Raw genomic sequence first — 16,398 nt, forward strand, 5'->3', positions numbered from 1 at the left:
TCAGTCTGCCGTCACCCCGTCGCCCCAGGGCGAGAAGGTCTCGGTGGTGCCGGAATTGGTATTGCCCTCGCGCAGCACCCCGGCGGGGCAGGCAAAGGCGTAGGGGAAAGGCATGCGCTGCGCCAGTGCCAGCGGATGCGCGGCGGCCAGCGCCTCGGCCACGGGTCCGGCGAGCCGTTCGTCGGCCACCACTTGATCGCCGCCCGAGACGTCGATGCGCGGCGCCTCGATGGCCGCCTGCATGGAGAGGCCCTGTTCGATGATATGGCCGGCGATCTGGCCCACGGCGGGCATGATCTTGCGCCCGCCGCTGGCGCCGAGGGCAAAGCGTTTGCCGGGCGCCTCGCCGATCACCGGGCAGACATTCATCAGGCAGCGCTTGCCCGGCGCGAGCGAGTTGGGTTTGCCCGGCTCCGGATCGAACCACATGATGCCGTTGTTGAGCAGCATGCCGGTTGAGGGAGAGACCACGCGCGATCCGAAGATCGACAGCAGCGTCTGGGTCATCGCGACCATGTTGCCGTCGCGGTCGACGATGGAGAAATGCGTGGTGCAGCCCGGCGCCTTGGCGCTTTCGTGGTCGCCCATGCCGTCGAGCCGCGCCTTGTAGGCGGCTTTGAGTGCGGCGGCGCGGGCGAGATGCGCCTTGGGCGTGGCGGCCTCCTCGGCGCTGTAGCCCTCGGTCCATGTGCCGATCGCATGGGCCAGCGTCGGCCCGGCGGTGAGGCCGGGCAGGGCAAAGAGCTGCCCGCCGCGGAAGGGGATGACCAGCGGGTCGGACCAGTCCGGCGCGTAGTCGGCCAGATCGTCCACGGTGAGGAACCCGCCCTTGGCGGTCACGTCGCCCACCAGCATCGCCGCGATGTCGCCGCGATAGAAATCTTCCGCGCCGGCCTCGGCCAGATGGCTGAGCGTGGCGGCATGGCGCGACTGGTCGAGCCTTATGTTCGACAGCGCCGTCCAGCCCGCGCCCTTGGGCCATTGCCCGTCATCGAGGAACAGCGCCGCCGCGTCGGCATCCTGCGCCAGATCGCGCGCCGAGGCGGCGATGACCAGCGCGGCGTACCAGTCCACATGCAGCCCCTCTTTGGCAAAGCTGATGGCGGGGGCGAGCAATTCTTTCCACGGCATCCGGCCATAGCGCCCATGCGCCGCCGAGATCCCGGCGACGGTGCCGGGCACCGCGACCGAAGAGCCGCCGATGACGTTGCGGTCCTCGACCACCGCCTCCCAAGGGAAGAGGTCCGAGGCCTTGCCGGCGCCGGACAGCGGGTAATGCGCCGGATCGAGAGTTGCCGAGCTGCGCATGCCGTAGTTCAGCGCATGCGCGCGGCCCTCGTCCTCGCGCCAGATCATCATGGCGCCGCCGCCCATCGGGCCGGACATCCAGGGCTCCAGCACGCCGATGGCAAAGCTCACCGCAACGGCGGCATCAAGCGCGTCGCCCCCCGCCGCCAGCACCTCGGCCCCGGCCCTGGCGGCCAGCGCGTGCTGGGCCGCCACCACACCGTTGGCGGTGGCGGTGACGCCGGGCTTTCGGGTGATCTGCGACGGCGAGAAGGAGCCGCTCATGCCGCCCCTCCGACACCCATGACGGGGGAGACCGGCGGCAGTTTCGACACGTCGGGCACATCCCAGCCCTGGCCGGGCTGCGCCGCCAGAAGCTGCTGCGTGTAGGGGTGCGACGGGGCGCCGAACACCTCGTCCACGGTGCCGCGCTCGACGATGGCGCCCTGCTGCATGACGATGAGATTGTCGCAGACCTGCGCCGCGACCCGCAGATCGTGGGTGATGAACAGTACCGTCAGCCCCATCTTGTCGCGGATCTCGTTGAGCAATTTCAGCACTTCCTTCTGCACCGACACGTCCAGCGCCGAGACCGCCTCGTCGGCGATCAGCACCTTCGGTTCGACCATGAGCGCGCGGGCAATGCAAATGCGCTGGCGCTGACCGCCGGAAAACTGGTTCGGATAGCGGTTGAGCGCATCGGGATCGAGCCGCACGATCTTCATCAGCTCACGGGCGCGTTCCATCGCCTCGGCGCGGTCGCGACCGAAATTCACCGGCCCCTCGACGAGCTGGTCGCCAATGGTGCGGCGCGGGTTGAGCGAGCCATAGGGATCCTGAAAGACGATCTGGATCATCTTGCGGTAGGGGTGCAGCGCGCGCTTGGAGAAGGCGGCGATATTCGTGCCCTCGACCCAGACCGCGCCCTCGTCGGGATCTTCGAGCCGGATCAGGCATTTGACCAGCGTCGACTTGCCAGAGCCCGACTCGCCCACGATGCCCAGCGTCTCGCCCTTGCGCACGGCGAATTCGATATTCTTGCAGGCATGCACGATGCGGCCCGGGCGGAACATGTTGCCCTTGACGTGATAGGTCTTTTCCAGCCCCGCCACCTTCAGCAGCTCGGGCCGCCCGTCGAGACTGTCGCGCTCGACCCGTGTGCGGCGCGGCACCGCGTCGATCAGCAGGCGGGTATAGGGATGCTGCGGGCGGTTCAGCACCTCTTCGGCTGTGCCTTCCTCGACGATCCGGCCCTCTTTCATCACCACCACCCGGTCGGCGATCTCGGCCACCACGTCGAAATCGTGGGTGACGAACATGATACCCGCGCTGTGATGCTCGCGCAGCTCCTTGAGCAGATGCAGGATCTGCGCCTGGGTCGAGAGGTCGAGCGCGGTGGTCGGCTCGTCGGCGATCAGCAGCGCCGGGTCGAGCGCCAGCGCCATGGCGATCACGATGCGCTGCCGCTGCCCGCCCGAAAGCTGGTGCGGATAGCTGGTATAGATGCGCTCGGGCTCGGGCAGGTGCACCTCTTGCAGCAGGCGCAGTGTGCGGGCGCGGCGCTCGGCGGCGGCAAGATCGGTGTGCTGCTCGAACATTTCCTCGATCTGGTTGCCGACCGTGTAGCAGGGGTTCAGCGCCGACATCGGTTCCTGAAAGATCATCGCCATGCGGCGTCCGCGCAGCTTGGCGTGTTCGCTTGCCGAGATCTTCAGCAGGTCCTGCCCGTCGAAGATCATCTCGCCCGAGGAAGGCGTCAGCGCCTTGGGCAAAAGCCCCATGGTGGTGAAGGAGGTGATCGACTTGCCCGAACCGGATTCGCCGACGATGCAGACGATCTCCTTGGGCTGGATGTCGAGGCTCAGAGCTTCGACCGCGTGGGGGCGGTCGCCACCCTTGGGCAGATCGACCGTCAGGTTGCGGATGGAAAGGATGGGATCGCTCATCAGTTACGGCCCTCCGGTGCGGTGACATCGCGGATCGCGTCACCCAGCATGTTGATCGACAGGACGAGGCAGAACAGCGCCACACCCGGAATGGTGATGAGCCAGGGCTCGAAGAGCAGCATTTCCTTGCCTTCCGAGATCATCAGGCCCCAGGACGGGGTGGGCGGCTGCACGCCGAGCCCGAGGAAGGAGAGCGCCGCCTCCAGGATGATGGCGTGGGCCATTTCCAGCGTGAAGATCACGATCAGGTGGTTCATCACATTGGGCAGGATGTCTTTCCACAGCACGCGGGGCAGGGAGGCACCCAGCACCTCTGCGGCGGCGACATACTCCAGCTTGCGCACCTGCATGGTGGCCGAGCGCAGCACCACGGCGAAGCGGTCCCAGAGCAGCAGGCCCAGCACAGAGACCACCACCATCAGCGAGCCGCCGAAGAGTGCGACCACAGCCAGCGCCACCAGCACCACCGGCATGGCGAGGCGCACGTTGATGAGGAAGGTCACGGCCATGTCGACGCGACCGCCGAAATAGCCCGCGAGGATGCCCAGCACCGAGCCGATCACCGCCGAGATCGTGGCGGCGAAAATGCCGATCATCAGCGAGATGCGCGCGCCATAGGCGAGGCGGGACCAGAAATCGCGCCCCAGCGCATCGGTGCCTAGCCAGTGCTCGGCCTCACCGCCGAGGAACACCGGCGGCTTCATCCGCGCCAGAAGATCCTGGTCGTAGGGGCTGTACTGGGTCAGCAGCGGCGCAAAGATCGCGACGAAGACGATGATCCCCATCAGCGTTGTGCCGAAGATCAGCCCGCGGTGGCGCAGGGCGCGGCGCAGCATGGCCTGGCGCGGGGTCAGCGGCGCTTCGCGGGCGGGGGGCGTTGCGGGGGAGGCGGCAGCGGTCTGTGTCATGTGTCGGCTCCGAGGCTCAGCCCACGCGCAGGCGCGGATCCATCCACGCGTTCAGCACGTCGGCAAGGAAAGTGAAGAGGATGTAGAACATCGAGAAGACGAGGATCAGCGCCTGCATCACCGGCAGGTCGTTGCGGCTGATGCTTTCCCAGGCGAGGAAGCCCGCCCCGTGCAGCGCAAAGATCGACTCGACCACGATGGAGCCGCCCAGCATGAAGCCCATCTGCACGGCGGCAAGCGAGATCACCGGGATCACCGCGTTGCGCAGCGCGTGCTTGAACAGCACCTTGCGCGGGTTCAGCCCCTTGGCGCGGGCGGTACGGATGTAATCCGCCGAGAGCACCTCGATCATGCCGGCGCGGGTCAGGCGCATGATGGCGGGGGTGGCGTAGTATCCCAGCACCACGGTGGGCAGGATGAAGTGTTTCCAGCTGTCGGAACCCGAGGCGGGCACCAGCCCCAGCTTGATCGAAAAGACCACGATCAGGATCAGCCCGAACCAGAAGGACGGGATCGCCTGTCCGACCACCGAGATGAACAGCGCCGCCCGGTCGATCAGCGAATTGGGCCGTACCGCCGCCGCGACGCCCATGGGGATCGCGAGGATCAGCGCGAAGGAGATCGCCAGCAGCCCCAGCGTCATGGTCACGCCCAGCCGGTCGCCGATGATCTGGGTGGTCGGCAAGTCGAAATACCACGACCGCCCCAGATCGCCCTGCGCGGCAGATACCAGCCAGTCGGCATATTGCACCGGTAGCGGCCGGTCGAAGCCGTATCGCTCGGTGATCGCGGCGATGTCTTCCGAGGAGGCGTTCTCGCCCGCGATGGAGATCGCGGGGTCGCCGGCGAGGAAGAGCAGGCTGAAGCTGATCGCCGAAACGGTCAGCGCGACAAGCGCCGCGAGCCCGAGGCGTTTGAGGATATAGAGCAGCATCTGAAGGTCCTGTGGTCAGGCGATGCCCGGCAGCGCGGATGGCTGCCGGGCATCGAGAGAGATTAGTTCCACGAGAAGTCGAAGAAGCGTACCAGCTCGTCATCGGTGGGGGTGAAATCCATCTCCGGGCTCATCACGTAGTTCACGTTATAGGTCCAGAGCGGCACCCAGTAGGCTTCGGTGGCGATCTTCTGAAGCGCCTTGGAATAGAGCGCCTTACGCTCTTCCTTGTCGATGGTGGTGTCGGCGGTCTCGATCCACTCGACCACTTCGGGATCGCGCGCATCGTCCTGCGGGCCTTCGGTGAAGAATTCCGCGGTGATCGCCGAGGCGTCTGCCACCGAGTTCGACCCCCAGGTCAGGAAGGCCATGGGCACCTCACCCTTGCGGTGCTTTTCGCGCAGCGCCGCGTATTGCATGAAGTTGAGGTTGGTGGTGATGCCGACCTCGTTGAGATAGCCCATGATCGCCTCGGCATAGGGCCGGTTGCGATAGGCGTAGAAGTCGATCTCGAACCCGTCGGGATAGCCGGCCTCGGCCAGAAGCTCCTTGGATTTCTCGGGATCGTATTCATAGCCGGTCACCGACTGATCGCAGGCGAACTGTGCCGGCGAGCAGGCGGTGTCGATCACTTCCGACGAGCCCTTGACCAGCGCGTCGACAATCGCCTGACGGTCGATGGCGTGATAGACTGCCTCGCGCACGCGCTGATCGGTCATCGGGCCGTCGCCCGAGCGGCCGGCGGTGTCCATGGTGACATAGCCGACGCGCATCGCCGGCGCGTTCACCACCGTGTATTTGCCCATCGCTTCGAGCTTTTCCGCCTGATCGGCGGGCACGCCCCAGAGGAAATCCAGCGTGCCGTTGAAGAACTCGGCGATCTGGGTATTCACCTCGGGAATGGTGCGGATCTCGACATTGCCGACCCCGGCCATGCCTTTCGGGCCGCCGAAATAGTCGTCGTTGCGCTCCAGCGTAAAGCTCTTGCCCGGTTCCAGTTCGGCCAGCTTGAACGGGCCGGTGCCGATCGGTTTCAGGCCCATGCCGGTCGGGCCGACCTCGGCATAATACTCATCGGGATACATGGCGACGGGACCGGCGAGGAATTCCTCGGCGGCGGGGAAGGGCGCCGGGAGGATGATCCGCACGGTGTATTCGTCGACCTTTTCCGCGTGATCCATCCAGCCGACATTGGCCTTGTTCTTCACGCCGTTTTCCGGGTCGGTCACGTAGTTGATCGTGTAGACCACGTCATCGGCGTTGAACGGCTCGCCATTGTGGAAGGTGACGCCTTCGCGCAGCGTGAGCTCCAGCGTCGTGTCGTCGATCCAGGTCCAGTCGGTGGCCAGGTTGCCCTTGTACTCGCCGGTCTCCGGATCGCGGTAGAGAAGCCCGTCCCAGACTGCGTGATTGAGCAGCAGGCCCTCACGTGCGGTGTTGAAATAGGTGTCGGCGGTCTCAAGCTCTTTGTTGAAGGCCATCGACACGGTGTCGCTGGCTTTGTCCGCGAAAGCCGGGGCCGAAAGGCAGGCGCACAGCGCGGTTCCCGAAAGAAGTTTCCATATTTTCATAAGGTTAAGCTCCGAGTTGGTCATTTTAGTAGTTGTATTCCGTCTTTTTATATTGTATACAGAAATCATGGATTGCATATCGTCAAGGATTTTCTGCTGTGACAGACCATTTGAAGACGGCCGCCCGCATCTGCTCAATAATTGAGCAACGCATCGCCTCCGGCGCTTACGAAGACGGCGACAAGCTGAGTGAGATGGCGCTGGCCGAGCAGCTCAAGGTGTCGCGCACGCCGCTGCGCGAGGCGTTTCAGATGCTCGAGTCCATCGGGCTGGTGACGCTGATTCCGCGCCGCGGGGCATTCGTGAAGCGCCCGACCATGACGCGGCTGGTCGAGATGTTCGAGGTCATGGCCGAGCTCGAGGCCTGGTGCGTGCGGCTGGCGACCAAGCGGATCACCCCGGCGCAGCGGCTTTATCTGCGGCAGGCGGCGCAGGACTGCGAGGCGGCGTTGCAGGCAGGCGCGCCGGATCGCTATTACGAGGCCAACAACCGGCTGCACGGGATGATCTATGAGGCATCGGGCAACCAGGTGCTGGCGGAAGAGACCCAGCGCATGCACCGCCGCCTGCGCCCGTTCCGGCGCCAGCAGCTGGATGTGAGCGGGCGTCTCGCGAAATCCATGAAAGAGCACGCCGATATTCTCGATGCGATGAACGCCGGCGATGCCGACCGCGCGGCGGATCTGATGCGCCTGCACATCAACACGCTGAGCTCCACCTATGACAGCTACCTGATGACGATCGGAGAGCCCGCTAAAGACAGCGTCTGAGCCGCGCCTGATGTCTTCCAATGCCGGTAAGAGCATCTCTTGCCGGTGTGCGACGATGTCTCCCGCGGGGCGATCCTCTGCTGGTCCATCAACGGTTTGACGTTTTCCTGTTCTGCGCAGCGTGGCGACCGCGAGTCACAGGCCTGCTGCCCGGGTCAAATTCATGCGGAACCGTTCCCGCCGGGGTGGGGCGTCGGCGGTGGAGGGCTCCGGCGATTTGGGATCATGGCGCCCGTCGAGTCCGATGCTGTTGATAAGACCTGCACGCAAGGAGTGTCCCGAAAACAGCGCGAGGCGGTCTTTCTCCGGCAGTTCCGCCCGCAGCCCGGCGTCAAGCGCCGTCCGCTTGATCAGCCGCGCGATATGCCTGTCGTTCAGCCGCGTATCGAGTGCGCGCTTGCCGTCGCGCGAGACACGGGTAAAGACCGGGCCGGACTCGATGCGCGCGAAGTCCAGCCATTGTTCGAGCGCGTGCACAGGGCAGCTTCGCTTGGTCGAACCACGTCCAACCTCGATCTCATGCCTGCCGGTTCTGCCGTTCAGGGTCACCAGTGCGCCGCCCTGGAAGATCTCGACATGGCCTCCGCTGCCGGGCGCGTCGCCCGAGCGGAGGTCGAGCCCGACGATCTCGGAGCGCCGCAAGCCGCCGGCATAGCCCAGCAGCAGGATCGCCCGGTCGCGCAGGCCGCGCAGATCGTGGGGCAGAGTGGCGGTCATGGCGAGGATTTCGTCGGCGCGGATCGCCTCTTTCCGCGCCGGCGGGCGGGCCTGCCGTTGCCTGATTTCCGTCAACACGGCGATGATCTCGCGGCTCTTGCGGTCGAGAAAGAGCCCCCGCTGCGTATAGTTCCAGACCAATCCGGAGAGGCGGCGGTCGATGGTTGCCGCCGAGAGCGCGCGGGCTCCGTCCGGCGCTGCTGCCAGGTCGGAGAGATAGAGCGCGATCAGCTCCGCCGATGGGGGCAGGGGATCAACGCCTTTGAGGCGGCACCAGCGGGTGAAATGCGCCCAGTCCCGGCCATACGCCAAGAGTGTGTGGGGGGAGGCGGGCCGTGTTTCCTCTGGACCGCTTGCTGTGTTTGCGCTCGGCGGGGCAGGGGAATCGGGCATCTTGAGCAAGTGTCCATCGGGCGAAGAGCGGGGCTTTGATGTCAAAGAATAGGTCGAAAGCCCTGATGGCGCAATATTATTGGACATCTGGTGCGCCGGATGTAAGCCCGTCCTGCGGCTGATTTCCGCGGTGAAAGCGCCGCCGGGAAAGAGGCTGATACAGGCCGAAAATGGCAGAGACGGTTACCGGTCCGACATCGCCGGCCTGAATGACCGGCCGGGCGGCGCGGTCAGAGCCCGCCGGGCAGCTTGTCGCGCATCGCTTCGCTGCGGTCGAACCGGTCGCCATCGGCTGTGAAGGTGCCGTCGCCGACCGCGTGCAGCAGCCGGGTTTCTTCCCGGTCGGTATCGATATGGGCGGCGACGCCCTGAAGCAGCACGAGGCTCAGGCGGTCGGCGATCTCTTCGACGCGGCATTCGATATTTCCGAGGCACTCGCCGATCAGCGGTGCCCGGACATGCTGCGCGGGCAGGGGGGTAAGGCCGAACCGGGCAAACTTGTCGGTATCGGCGCCCGAGCAGGTGCCGATACCCACGACCGTGTCGAGCATGTCGGCTGTCGGGATCGAGAGCACGCATTCGCCGGTCTCGACCAGCGCGTCCCAGGAATGGTTCCAGGGCCCTGTGGTAAGCGCGAAAGAGGCGCCGAAGCCGCGCACCATCGTCCAGGTGATGGTCATGATATTGGGCCTCGTGCCGTCATGGGTCGTGACCAGAACGACCGGCCCGGGTTCGATCAGGGTAAAGGCGCGGGACAGCGGCAGGGGTTCCATGGGTCTCCTCCTTCGGCGTGGTCGCGTTGCGGCTCTGACTAACCCGGAATGGCGCGCGATGCACGAAGGGTCGGCAGAACGCCGCCGGCCCTGCCGCGATGCGGGCTATGCGCTCCCGCCGGGCGGGCCCAGCGTCTCGCGCACCATTAGCCGGTAGGGCAGGCGTGTCGTCTCGTCATGTGGCGCGCCGTTGATCCGCTCGATCAGGATGCGGCCCGCCGCCTCGCCGATCTCGCGATAGGGCAGGTGGACGGTGGTGCGCTGCGGATGACAGAGCCGGGCGATGGAGACGTCGTTGCAGCCGGTCACGCTCAGCGCCGAGGGCACGGGAATGCCGAGCGCATGCGCCTCCATGGCCAGCGGCGTCGGCAGCATCTCTCCCTTCGACCGGGTGAACAGCTCGTCGTTCAGCGTGCCGCGCAGCCGGTTCAGCGCGTGGCTCACCGCCGATTGCGTGCGCCCGAGCCGATCCTCCGCCCGCGAGGTGCTGCGCTCCAGCATGAGCGCGCCGAAGACCTTCAGCAGGTTGAGGTCGCGATGTTTGTGCAGGATCTTGTCTTGCGCCACCTCCCGCCCCCCTTTCCGTACAGTCCACGGTCCAAGCGCGGCTCGGGGGAGTTTATCCATCATCCGCCCCGGTTCGAGGCGCCGCCAGGGCGCGGGGAGGTTGATCCTCGGGCGCAAAAGATATACATTTTTAAATGTAGATCCTTCCATGGGGGCGCAAGATGCAGGTTTCCAGATGGGGCAATTCGCTGGCCGTGCGCCTGCCTGCGGATCTTGTGCGCGCGCTCGATCTGAAAGAGGGTGACCGGATCGAGCTGCACGCGGATGCCCAGGGCCTGGCCGTGTCGCGCCAGCCCCGTGCAGACGAGATCCTCGCCAGCCTGCGGCGGTTCCGGGGGCGGCTGCCCGACGGCGCGCAGCTGAGCCGCGACGCCGCGCATGAGCGATGAGTTCTTCGATACCAATATCATCCTCTACCTGCTGAGCGACGGCCCCAAGGCCGACATCGCCGAGCGCCTGCTGGCGCGCGGCGGCACGATCAGCGTGCAGGTGCTGAACGAGGCTTTGGTCAACTGCCGCCGCAAGGCCGGGATGAGTTGGGACGAGGCGGGCGCCTTTCTGAGCGCGATCCGGGGTCTTTGCGAGGTGATCCCGCTGACCGAGGACATTCACGATGTCGGTCGGGCCCTGTCCGAGCGCTATGGCTTTTCCGTATATGACGGCATGATCGTCGGCGCGGCCCTGTCGTCGGGCTGCACCCTGCTCTGGTCGGAAGACATGCATAACGGCCTGCTGGTCGAGGGGCGGCTGCGCATCCGCAACCCCTTTGCCGAGCTCTGAAGTCGCCCGCTACCCCGGGTCCTCGCCTTTCAGCATGCCCAGTTGCGTGACCTTTGTCCGGCTTGCGGAGGCCTTCCGCAGACCGCTGCCGTAAACCACCGCAAAGATCGTCACGCCGGCCGCATCGGTCCAGATCGCGCTGGGGAACAGCCCGGCGGGCAGCAGCGCCAGCACCCCGCCGACACCGAGCAGCAGCCGCAGGGCGGTCGGCAGGGTCTGGCGCAGGAAACCCACCATCGCCGCCGTGACCATCAGGATCCCCAGGATGGCCGAAAACAGCGCCCAGAGGATGTGCAGCCAGTCGCCTTCGAGGATCAGCGACGGCGCGAAGATGAACAGGAAAGGCACGATATAGGCGGGCCAGGCGAGCTTCATCGCCGCGATGCTGGTGTCCCAGGCGCTGGCGCCGGCGATATTCGCTCCGGCAAAGGCGGCCAGCGCCACCGGTGGCGTGACCATGGAGAGCAGGCCGAAATAGAGCACGAAGAGATGCGCGGCGACCACCGGAACACCGACCTCGACCAGCGCCGGCGCGACCAGCGTGGCGAGCAGCACATAGACCCCGACCGTCGGCATTCCCATGCCCAGAACGATGCTGATGAGCGCGGTGATCAGCGCCAGAAGAAAGACCGACTGGCCGCTGGCATTGATGATGTGAAGCGTCAGGTTGAAGGCCAGGCCCGAGACGTTGAGTACGCCGATGATCAGGCCTGCGGCGGCGCAGACGATGACCAGTCCGGAGGCGGCGATGCCGGCCTCTCCCAGAACGCTCCAGCTTTCGCGCAGGGGCAGGCGCCGGCCCTTGTAGCCAAAGATCAGGCTGACGGCGAAAAGCGTGCCGATGGCCCAGATCGCCGCTCGCTCGGGCCGCATGTTCAGCTCGAAGAGACCGTAGAACAGCACCGCGAAGGGCAGCAGGAAATGCCAGCCCTGACGCAGGGTCGCGAGCGCGGAGGGCAGTTCGGCGCGGGGGATCGCCGCCACCCCCGCCTTGCCGGCGTTCAGGTCCACATTGATGAAGACCGCCAGGTAATAGAGGGCGGCGGAGGGCAGTGCGGCCAGCATGACGACGGCGTAATCGACGCCGATGAAATCGGCCATGATGAAGGCGGCGGCGCCCATCACCGGGGGCACGAGCTGCCCGCCGGTGGAGGCCACCGCCTCGACCGCGCCGGCATAGGTGCCGCTGAAGCCTGAGCGTTTCATCATAGGGATGGTGACGACGCCCGTGCCCACCACATTGCCGACGGCGCTGCCGGAGATCGAGCCGAAGAGGCCGGAGGCCGCGACGGCGACCTTGGCCGGCCCGCCCCGGAAACGCCCCATCCCGGCGAGAGCGATATCGTTGAAGAAATCCGCCGCGCCGCAGCGCGCCAGAAGCTGACCGAAGAGCAGATAGGGGATCACGATCACGACGCCGACCTTCAGCGCCGTGCCCAGCATGCCGTTGGCGTCGATGGCCAGATAGGTGACGAGCTCGGCGGCGCTGGTCGGGCGGCTGCGCAGCTCGCCGGGCAGCAGGTGGCCCAAGAGGCCGTAGCCCAGGAAGAGCACCACCACCACCAGAATGCCCATGCCGACGCTGCGCCGCAAAGACAGCATGAGCGCGCCAAAGAGCACCGCCGAGATCGCGATCAGCCAGGGCGGCATGAACGGCGCCTCCATGGAGATCTCGGGGTAGAACAGGCCGACATAGAAGCCCATCCCGAGGGTCAGAGCGGCGCAGAGCAGCATGAGTCCGCGCAGCAGCGGGCCTCTCTCACCGTCGATATGGATTTGCAGGAACCCTCTGGCGAGGGCAATCGACAGCACCGTCACGAGAAGCTGCGCGTCATAGACGGAGAGGCCGAAGCGGCGCTGAAGATTGGCCGCATAGGCCACCGGCAGGGCGACCAGCAGGATATTCAGCGTCAGCGCCAGCAGAGTGGCCCATGACGCGCGCGGCGTCATGGTGGAGGTATGATCGGCGGATCCCATCTGCGTCAGTCCATCAGCCCGACGGATTTGTAGTATGCCATGGCGCCCGGATGGTAGGGCAGATCACCGAAGTCCGGCGCCATGGTGTCGATTGCGAACTCGGAAAAGGTCGAGCGGATCGCGCGGACACCGTCGGGGTCGTCATGCAGCGCGCCGAGGATCTGTGCGACCACCTCGTCGGACACATGCGCGCCGGCCACCAGCACATAATCATAGCCCATCATTGGTGTCGGCTCCGCCACGCCCACGGCGGTCGGGCCGGGCTCCACGGTCTTGATGTATCCGGTCGGCAGAACGCCCTGCATCGCGGCTTCCGCCTCCGGCGTGTCGTCGAGCGCGAGCCAGCGGATTCCGACCGCGGCGTCGGCCTCTCGGGTCTTGCCGCCCTGAAGCGCAAAGAAGGCCACGTCAGCCGCACCGGCGATGAACTCGTCCACGCCATTGGGCACCGAAGGCACCATGACCGGCTCCATCTCGTCGATGGACAGCCCGGCGGCGGCGAGTATGCCATTGACCTGCGTGACAAGGTTCGGCTGCGCCGAATAGCCGTAGGTGATTGTCTTGCCCGCGATGTCGGAGACCTTGGTATAAGGCGAATCCGCCCGCACCATGAACCCCACGACCGAGGGGCTGAGCGAGGCGAGAACGCGCAGCTGCGACAGCTGCCGGCCTTTGAACGCGCCCTTGCCGCCGGCGGCTTCCTCGAATTCCGGGCTCGGCACAAGCTGAAGGTCGAGCCGTCCGGCGTCGATCAGCGGCATGGATTGCCCCGAGCCGCCATAAGACTGGACGCGCAGGTCCATGCCCGCCTCTTCGGTCAGAAAGCTGGCGAGCCCGGCATTGCTGGCATAGTTCTGCGAGCCCTGACGGCCCGCACCGATGCCGAGCGACTGCGCGGCGGCGATGTCGCCGAACGCAATCGCGGCGGTGACGCAAAGCATGAACAGTTTGAAGATTTTCATTTTCCCCTCCCTTGGTTGAAAACGCTCGCGCGCGCCTCTGGTCCTCCCGGCGCGCGTAAGGTGGTCACAGGCCGGAATATCCGGCGCGCGCGACCCAGTAGTCCCAGGCCCGTGCCAGCGGCATCTTGCCCAGAAGCATGGCGCTGGTCTTTTCGATCTCGCCATCGGTCAGCGGAACCGGCTCGCCGATCTGGAGCGCCTGCTGCACCAGCTCGGCATTGTCCCGCAGACCCATCGAGATCATGCAGACCGACTTGATGTCGGGGGCGACGCAGATGCAGCCATGCCCGCGCAGCAGCGCGACGCTGTTCTGCCCCAGCGTCCGGGCCAGCGAATGGCCCATCTCCATGCTGTCGACCAGCATGTTGGTGTCGCCGAATTCGTCCTGGCTTTCCCAGATCGGCACCTCCTTGCCGATGACCGAGGACATGTGAAAGATCGGCCGCAGCGAGATATTGTTCATGGTGAAGGGGATGATCGAGCGCGCATGGTGATGCGTCACCGCGTTCACATCCGGGCGGTCCTTGTAGAGCGCGCCGTGAATGTGCCGTTCGCTATAGGGCCAGCGGTGATCCTTGCTCAGAAGCTCGCCTTCGAGCGTGAACTCCATGATATCGTCGCGTGTCACATTGCCCGGGCTGCGCGAGCGCGACAGCAGATAGCGGTCGCGGTGCACCGGATGTCGCACGCTGACATGGCCGAAATTGTCGATCACGCCTTCATGGTCGAGAATCCGGTTGGCAACCACCAGTTCGGCAATCGCGGCATCGACCAGCTGCGACTGGCCGGGAGTGTTCATGTCGTTGGGCATCGAGGGCTCCTTCTGCATTTCATGGGCGGAGCCTAGCAATCGCTAAAGAACTGGAATAATATATATCTTATGGTGTTTTTATAGCTATCAGGGTATGTAATGCGCTCGGTGATTTCACAGCTTTCGCTGCACAAGCTGGAAGTCTTCTGCATGGTGGCAGAGCTGGAATCCGTGTCACGGGCGGCGGAACGGCTGGGGCTCGCGCAGCCGGTGGTGTCGGCGCATATCAAGGCGATGTCGGAAAAGCTCGGCACGCCGCTCACGCAGCGCAACGGGCGCCGGATCACCCTGACCGAAGAGGGGCGCCGGGTTCTGAAATGGGCGCAGGAGGTCACCGTCCGGACGCGGGAGCTGGAGCGCGAGCTGGTGGAAAGCAAGAGCGGGCTGCGCGGCACCGCGAGCGTCGGCGCCTCGATGACCATCGGGTCGTTCATCCTGCCCGGCATGATCTCGACATTCCGCAAACGGCATCCCGGCGCGCAGATTTCCGTGCATGTGGCCAGCCCGGCTTCGGTCATGGAGGCGGTGCAGAGCGGCGGCTGCGATTTCGCCTTCACCATTCTCGACCCAAGGCACGATCTGGCCGGCGTGCAGATCGAGCGGCTGCGCGACGAAAAGCTGATGCTGGTCGCCGCTGAGAGCTCCGATATCAGCGGAAACCGCATCGCGCCGGGCGATCTGTCGAAACACTGGTTTGTCACCGCGCAGACCGGCACGCCCCGGCGCGAACTGGAAGAGGCGGCGCTGCGCAGCCACGGCGTCTCGCGCGGTCGGATCGCCATGGAGTTCGGCCATGCGGAGGCGATCAAGCAGGCGGTGCGCGCGGGGGCCGGGCTCGCCTTTCTGTTCGAAAGCTCGGTGCGCGACGAGCTTGCCTCCGGGCTGCTGCGCGAGATCGAGACGCCGGGCATGAGCCTCGCCGTACCCGCCTATCTGGTTCGGCGCGAGGGCAAGCGGCTGAATCAGTACCAGACCCGGCTCATGGAAGAGCTCACCGCCGCCATGCGCAGCGGCGACATGACCTGACGGGCGGAAAGGCGGAGCGTCATGACTCCACCATCCGCTCCGAGCGCAGCCAGTCGATAAGCCGGGCCAGGGGCGGGGAGGGGGCCTGGGTCTTCGGCCACACGAGGGAATAGGCGCCATCGGTTTCGCTGTAGCCGTCATGGGCCGGCACCAGCGCCCCGGTCTCGAATTCATGCGCCGCGACAAAATCCGGCAGCAGCGCGACCCCCATGCCGACCGCCGCCGCCCGCGCCATCGTGGCGACCTGATCGAACATCATGCCGCGCAGCTGGGCGGTCTCGACGGATTGCGCGTGAAACCACTCCTCCCAGCCGCCCGGGCGCGTTTCGAGATGCAGGAGCGGTTGGTCGCGCAGGGCTTCGGCGGGAAAGGGCAGGGTCGGGGCAAAGCCCGGGGCGCAGGCGGGAATGACCCGGTCGCGCGACAGGGCGAGAGAGTGCACATTGCCCCAGTCCTGCGCGCCGGAATGGATCGCGGCGTCCATGTTCTCCTGAAAGAAATCGAACGGGGCCAGCCGGGTGTACTGGTTGATCAGGATATCGGGTGCCCTTTCCTGAAACCGCTTCAGCCTCGGGGTGAGCCAATAGGCGCCGAACGCGGGAGGCGTGGCAATGTTGACCGCGCTTTTCGGCCCGCGTGCCTTCAGTTGCAGGCTGGCCTGGGAGAGGTTTCGGAGATAGCCGCGCACCGAGCGGGCATAGGCGATCCCGGCGGGGGTCATGGCGAGGCTCTTGCCCTCGCGAAAGAACATCTGCACGCCGAGCTGCTCCTCCAGAACCTTGAGCTGGCGGCTGACGGCGGAATGGGTGAGCGACAGCTCCTCCGCTGCGGCGATGGCGGTTCCGAGCCGTTCGACGGCCTCCAGCGCCAGCAGCGAACTGACCGAGGGCAGGAACCGGCGCGGCGTGGACATGTGAGTTTTGCTCCAGTGTTTGGGAGGAGATGTCGATTTTTAAGCCTGCATCTCCATCCTAAA

16 protein-coding genes are annotated in these 16,398 nt (G+C 65.7%); 4 read left to right on the forward strand and 12 right to left on the reverse strand.

Annotated elements, in window-relative coordinates; translation table 11 throughout:
• The 5 genes from Ga0080574_RS00455 to Ga0080574_RS00475 all read right to left on the reverse strand — a co-directional run bounded on the left by Ga0080574_RS00455 (position 1) and on the right by Ga0080574_RS00475 (position 6,646).
• Positions 1-1,572, reverse strand: a complete 1,572-nt coding sequence (locus tag Ga0080574_RS00455) for a gamma-glutamyltransferase (protein ID WP_076694062.1) — start codon at positions 1,570-1,572, stop codon at positions 1-3.
• On the reverse strand, positions 1,569-3,233 hold the full coding sequence (locus Ga0080574_RS00460; RefSeq protein WP_076694065.1) for an ABC transporter ATP-binding protein: 1,665 nt from the start codon (positions 3,231-3,233) through the stop codon (positions 1,569-1,571). The genes Ga0080574_RS00455 and Ga0080574_RS00460 overlap by 4 nt, the downstream gene beginning before the upstream one ends.
• Positions 3,233-4,141 carry an ABC transporter permease gene (locus Ga0080574_RS00465; protein WP_076694067.1) on the reverse strand — a complete coding sequence of 303 codons (909 nt, stop codon included), beginning with the start codon at positions 4,139-4,141 and terminating at the stop codon, positions 3,233-3,235. The genes Ga0080574_RS00460 and Ga0080574_RS00465 overlap by 1 nt, the downstream gene beginning before the upstream one ends.
• A gap of 16 nt (positions 4,142-4,157) precedes the next feature.
• Complete coding sequence (locus Ga0080574_RS00470; RefSeq protein ID WP_076694069.1) at positions 4,158-5,075, reverse strand: ABC transporter permease; 918 nt, start codon at positions 5,073-5,075, stop codon at positions 4,158-4,160.
• A gap of 62 nt (positions 5,076-5,137) precedes the next feature.
• Positions 5,138-6,646, reverse strand: a complete 1,509-nt coding sequence (locus tag Ga0080574_RS00475) for an ABC transporter substrate-binding protein (protein WP_076694158.1) — start codon at positions 6,644-6,646, stop codon at positions 5,138-5,140.
• 98 nt (positions 6,647-6,744) lie between these two features.
• Between Ga0080574_RS00475 and Ga0080574_RS00480 the strand changes: the two genes are divergently transcribed.
• Positions 6,745-7,416 (forward strand): GntR family transcriptional regulator, encoded by a 672-nt coding sequence (locus Ga0080574_RS00480; RefSeq protein WP_076694071.1) that lies wholly within the window; start codon positions 6,745-6,747, stop codon positions 7,414-7,416.
• A gap of 135 nt (positions 7,417-7,551) precedes the next feature.
• Here Ga0080574_RS00480 and Ga0080574_RS00485 read toward each other — a convergent pair whose 3' ends face one another.
• From Ga0080574_RS00485 to Ga0080574_RS00495, 3 genes are all read right to left on the reverse strand, one after another.
• The gene (locus Ga0080574_RS00485) at positions 7,552-8,526 is read right to left on the reverse strand and encodes a site-specific integrase (protein ID WP_418314521.1); all 975 of its coding nucleotides are present in this window, start codon (positions 8,524-8,526) and stop codon (positions 7,552-7,554) included.
• Positions 8,527-8,756: 230 nt separating this feature from the next.
• A complete protein-coding gene (locus Ga0080574_RS00490) occupies positions 8,757-9,299 on the reverse strand; it encodes a flavin reductase family protein (RefSeq protein WP_076694075.1) in 543 nt (180 codons plus the stop codon).
• A 105-nt stretch (positions 9,300-9,404) separates the two neighbouring features.
• Entirely contained in the window at positions 9,405-9,866 is a 462-nt protein-coding gene (locus Ga0080574_RS00495; RefSeq protein WP_076694077.1) for a substrate-binding domain-containing protein, read from the reverse strand.
• A gap of 161 nt (positions 9,867-10,027) precedes the next feature.
• Between Ga0080574_RS00495 and Ga0080574_RS00500 the strand changes: the two genes are divergently transcribed.
• Together Ga0080574_RS00500 and Ga0080574_RS00505 are read left to right on the forward strand one after the other, a co-directional pair.
• The gene (locus Ga0080574_RS00500; protein ID WP_076694079.1) at positions 10,028-10,255 is read left to right on the forward strand and encodes an AbrB/MazE/SpoVT family DNA-binding domain-containing protein; all 228 of its coding nucleotides are present in this window, start codon (positions 10,028-10,030) and stop codon (positions 10,253-10,255) included.
• Complete coding sequence (locus Ga0080574_RS00505) at positions 10,245-10,646, forward strand: PIN domain-containing protein (protein ID WP_076694081.1); 402 nt, start codon at positions 10,245-10,247, stop codon at positions 10,644-10,646. Before Ga0080574_RS00500 ends, Ga0080574_RS00505 begins: the two co-directional genes overlap by 11 nt.
• 9 nt (positions 10,647-10,655) lie before the next feature.
• Here the strand turns inward: Ga0080574_RS00505 and Ga0080574_RS00510 are convergent, their stop codons facing one another.
• The 3 genes from Ga0080574_RS00510 to Ga0080574_RS00520 form a co-directional block, all read right to left on the reverse strand.
• Positions 10,656-12,623, reverse strand: coding sequence for a TRAP transporter permease (locus tag Ga0080574_RS00510; RefSeq protein ID WP_083716691.1), 1,968 nt, complete (start codon positions 12,621-12,623; stop codon positions 10,656-10,658).
• Positions 12,624-12,628: 5 nt separating this feature from the next.
• Positions 12,629-13,585, reverse strand: a complete 957-nt coding sequence (locus tag Ga0080574_RS00515) for a TAXI family TRAP transporter solute-binding subunit (RefSeq protein ID WP_076694083.1) — start codon at positions 13,583-13,585, stop codon at positions 12,629-12,631.
• A gap of 64 nt (positions 13,586-13,649) precedes the next feature.
• The gene (locus Ga0080574_RS00520; protein ID WP_237219225.1) at positions 13,650-14,396 is read right to left on the reverse strand and encodes a class II aldolase/adducin family protein; all 747 of its coding nucleotides are present in this window, start codon (positions 14,394-14,396) and stop codon (positions 13,650-13,652) included.
• A 99-nt stretch (positions 14,397-14,495) separates the two neighbouring features.
• Here Ga0080574_RS00520 and Ga0080574_RS00525 point away from each other — a divergent pair, with 99 nt between their 5' ends.
• Positions 14,496-15,422 carry a LysR family transcriptional regulator gene (locus Ga0080574_RS00525; RefSeq protein ID WP_076694085.1) on the forward strand — a complete coding sequence of 309 codons (927 nt, stop codon included), beginning with the start codon at positions 14,496-14,498 and terminating at the stop codon, positions 15,420-15,422.
• Positions 15,423-15,441: 19 nt separating this feature from the next.
• On the opposite strand, the gene Ga0080574_RS00530 is transcribed toward Ga0080574_RS00525, so the two are convergent.
• Positions 15,442-16,335: a LysR family transcriptional regulator gene (locus tag Ga0080574_RS00530; RefSeq protein ID WP_076694087.1), complete on the reverse strand. Its 894-nt coding sequence runs from the start codon at positions 16,333-16,335 to the stop codon at positions 15,442-15,444.
• Positions 16,336-16,398: the final 63 nt, after the last annotated feature.

Origin of the sequence: Salipiger abyssi, from assembly GCF_001975705.1 — a bacterium.
GTDB lineage: Bacteria > Pseudomonadota > Alphaproteobacteria > Rhodobacterales > Rhodobacteraceae > Salipiger > Salipiger abyssi.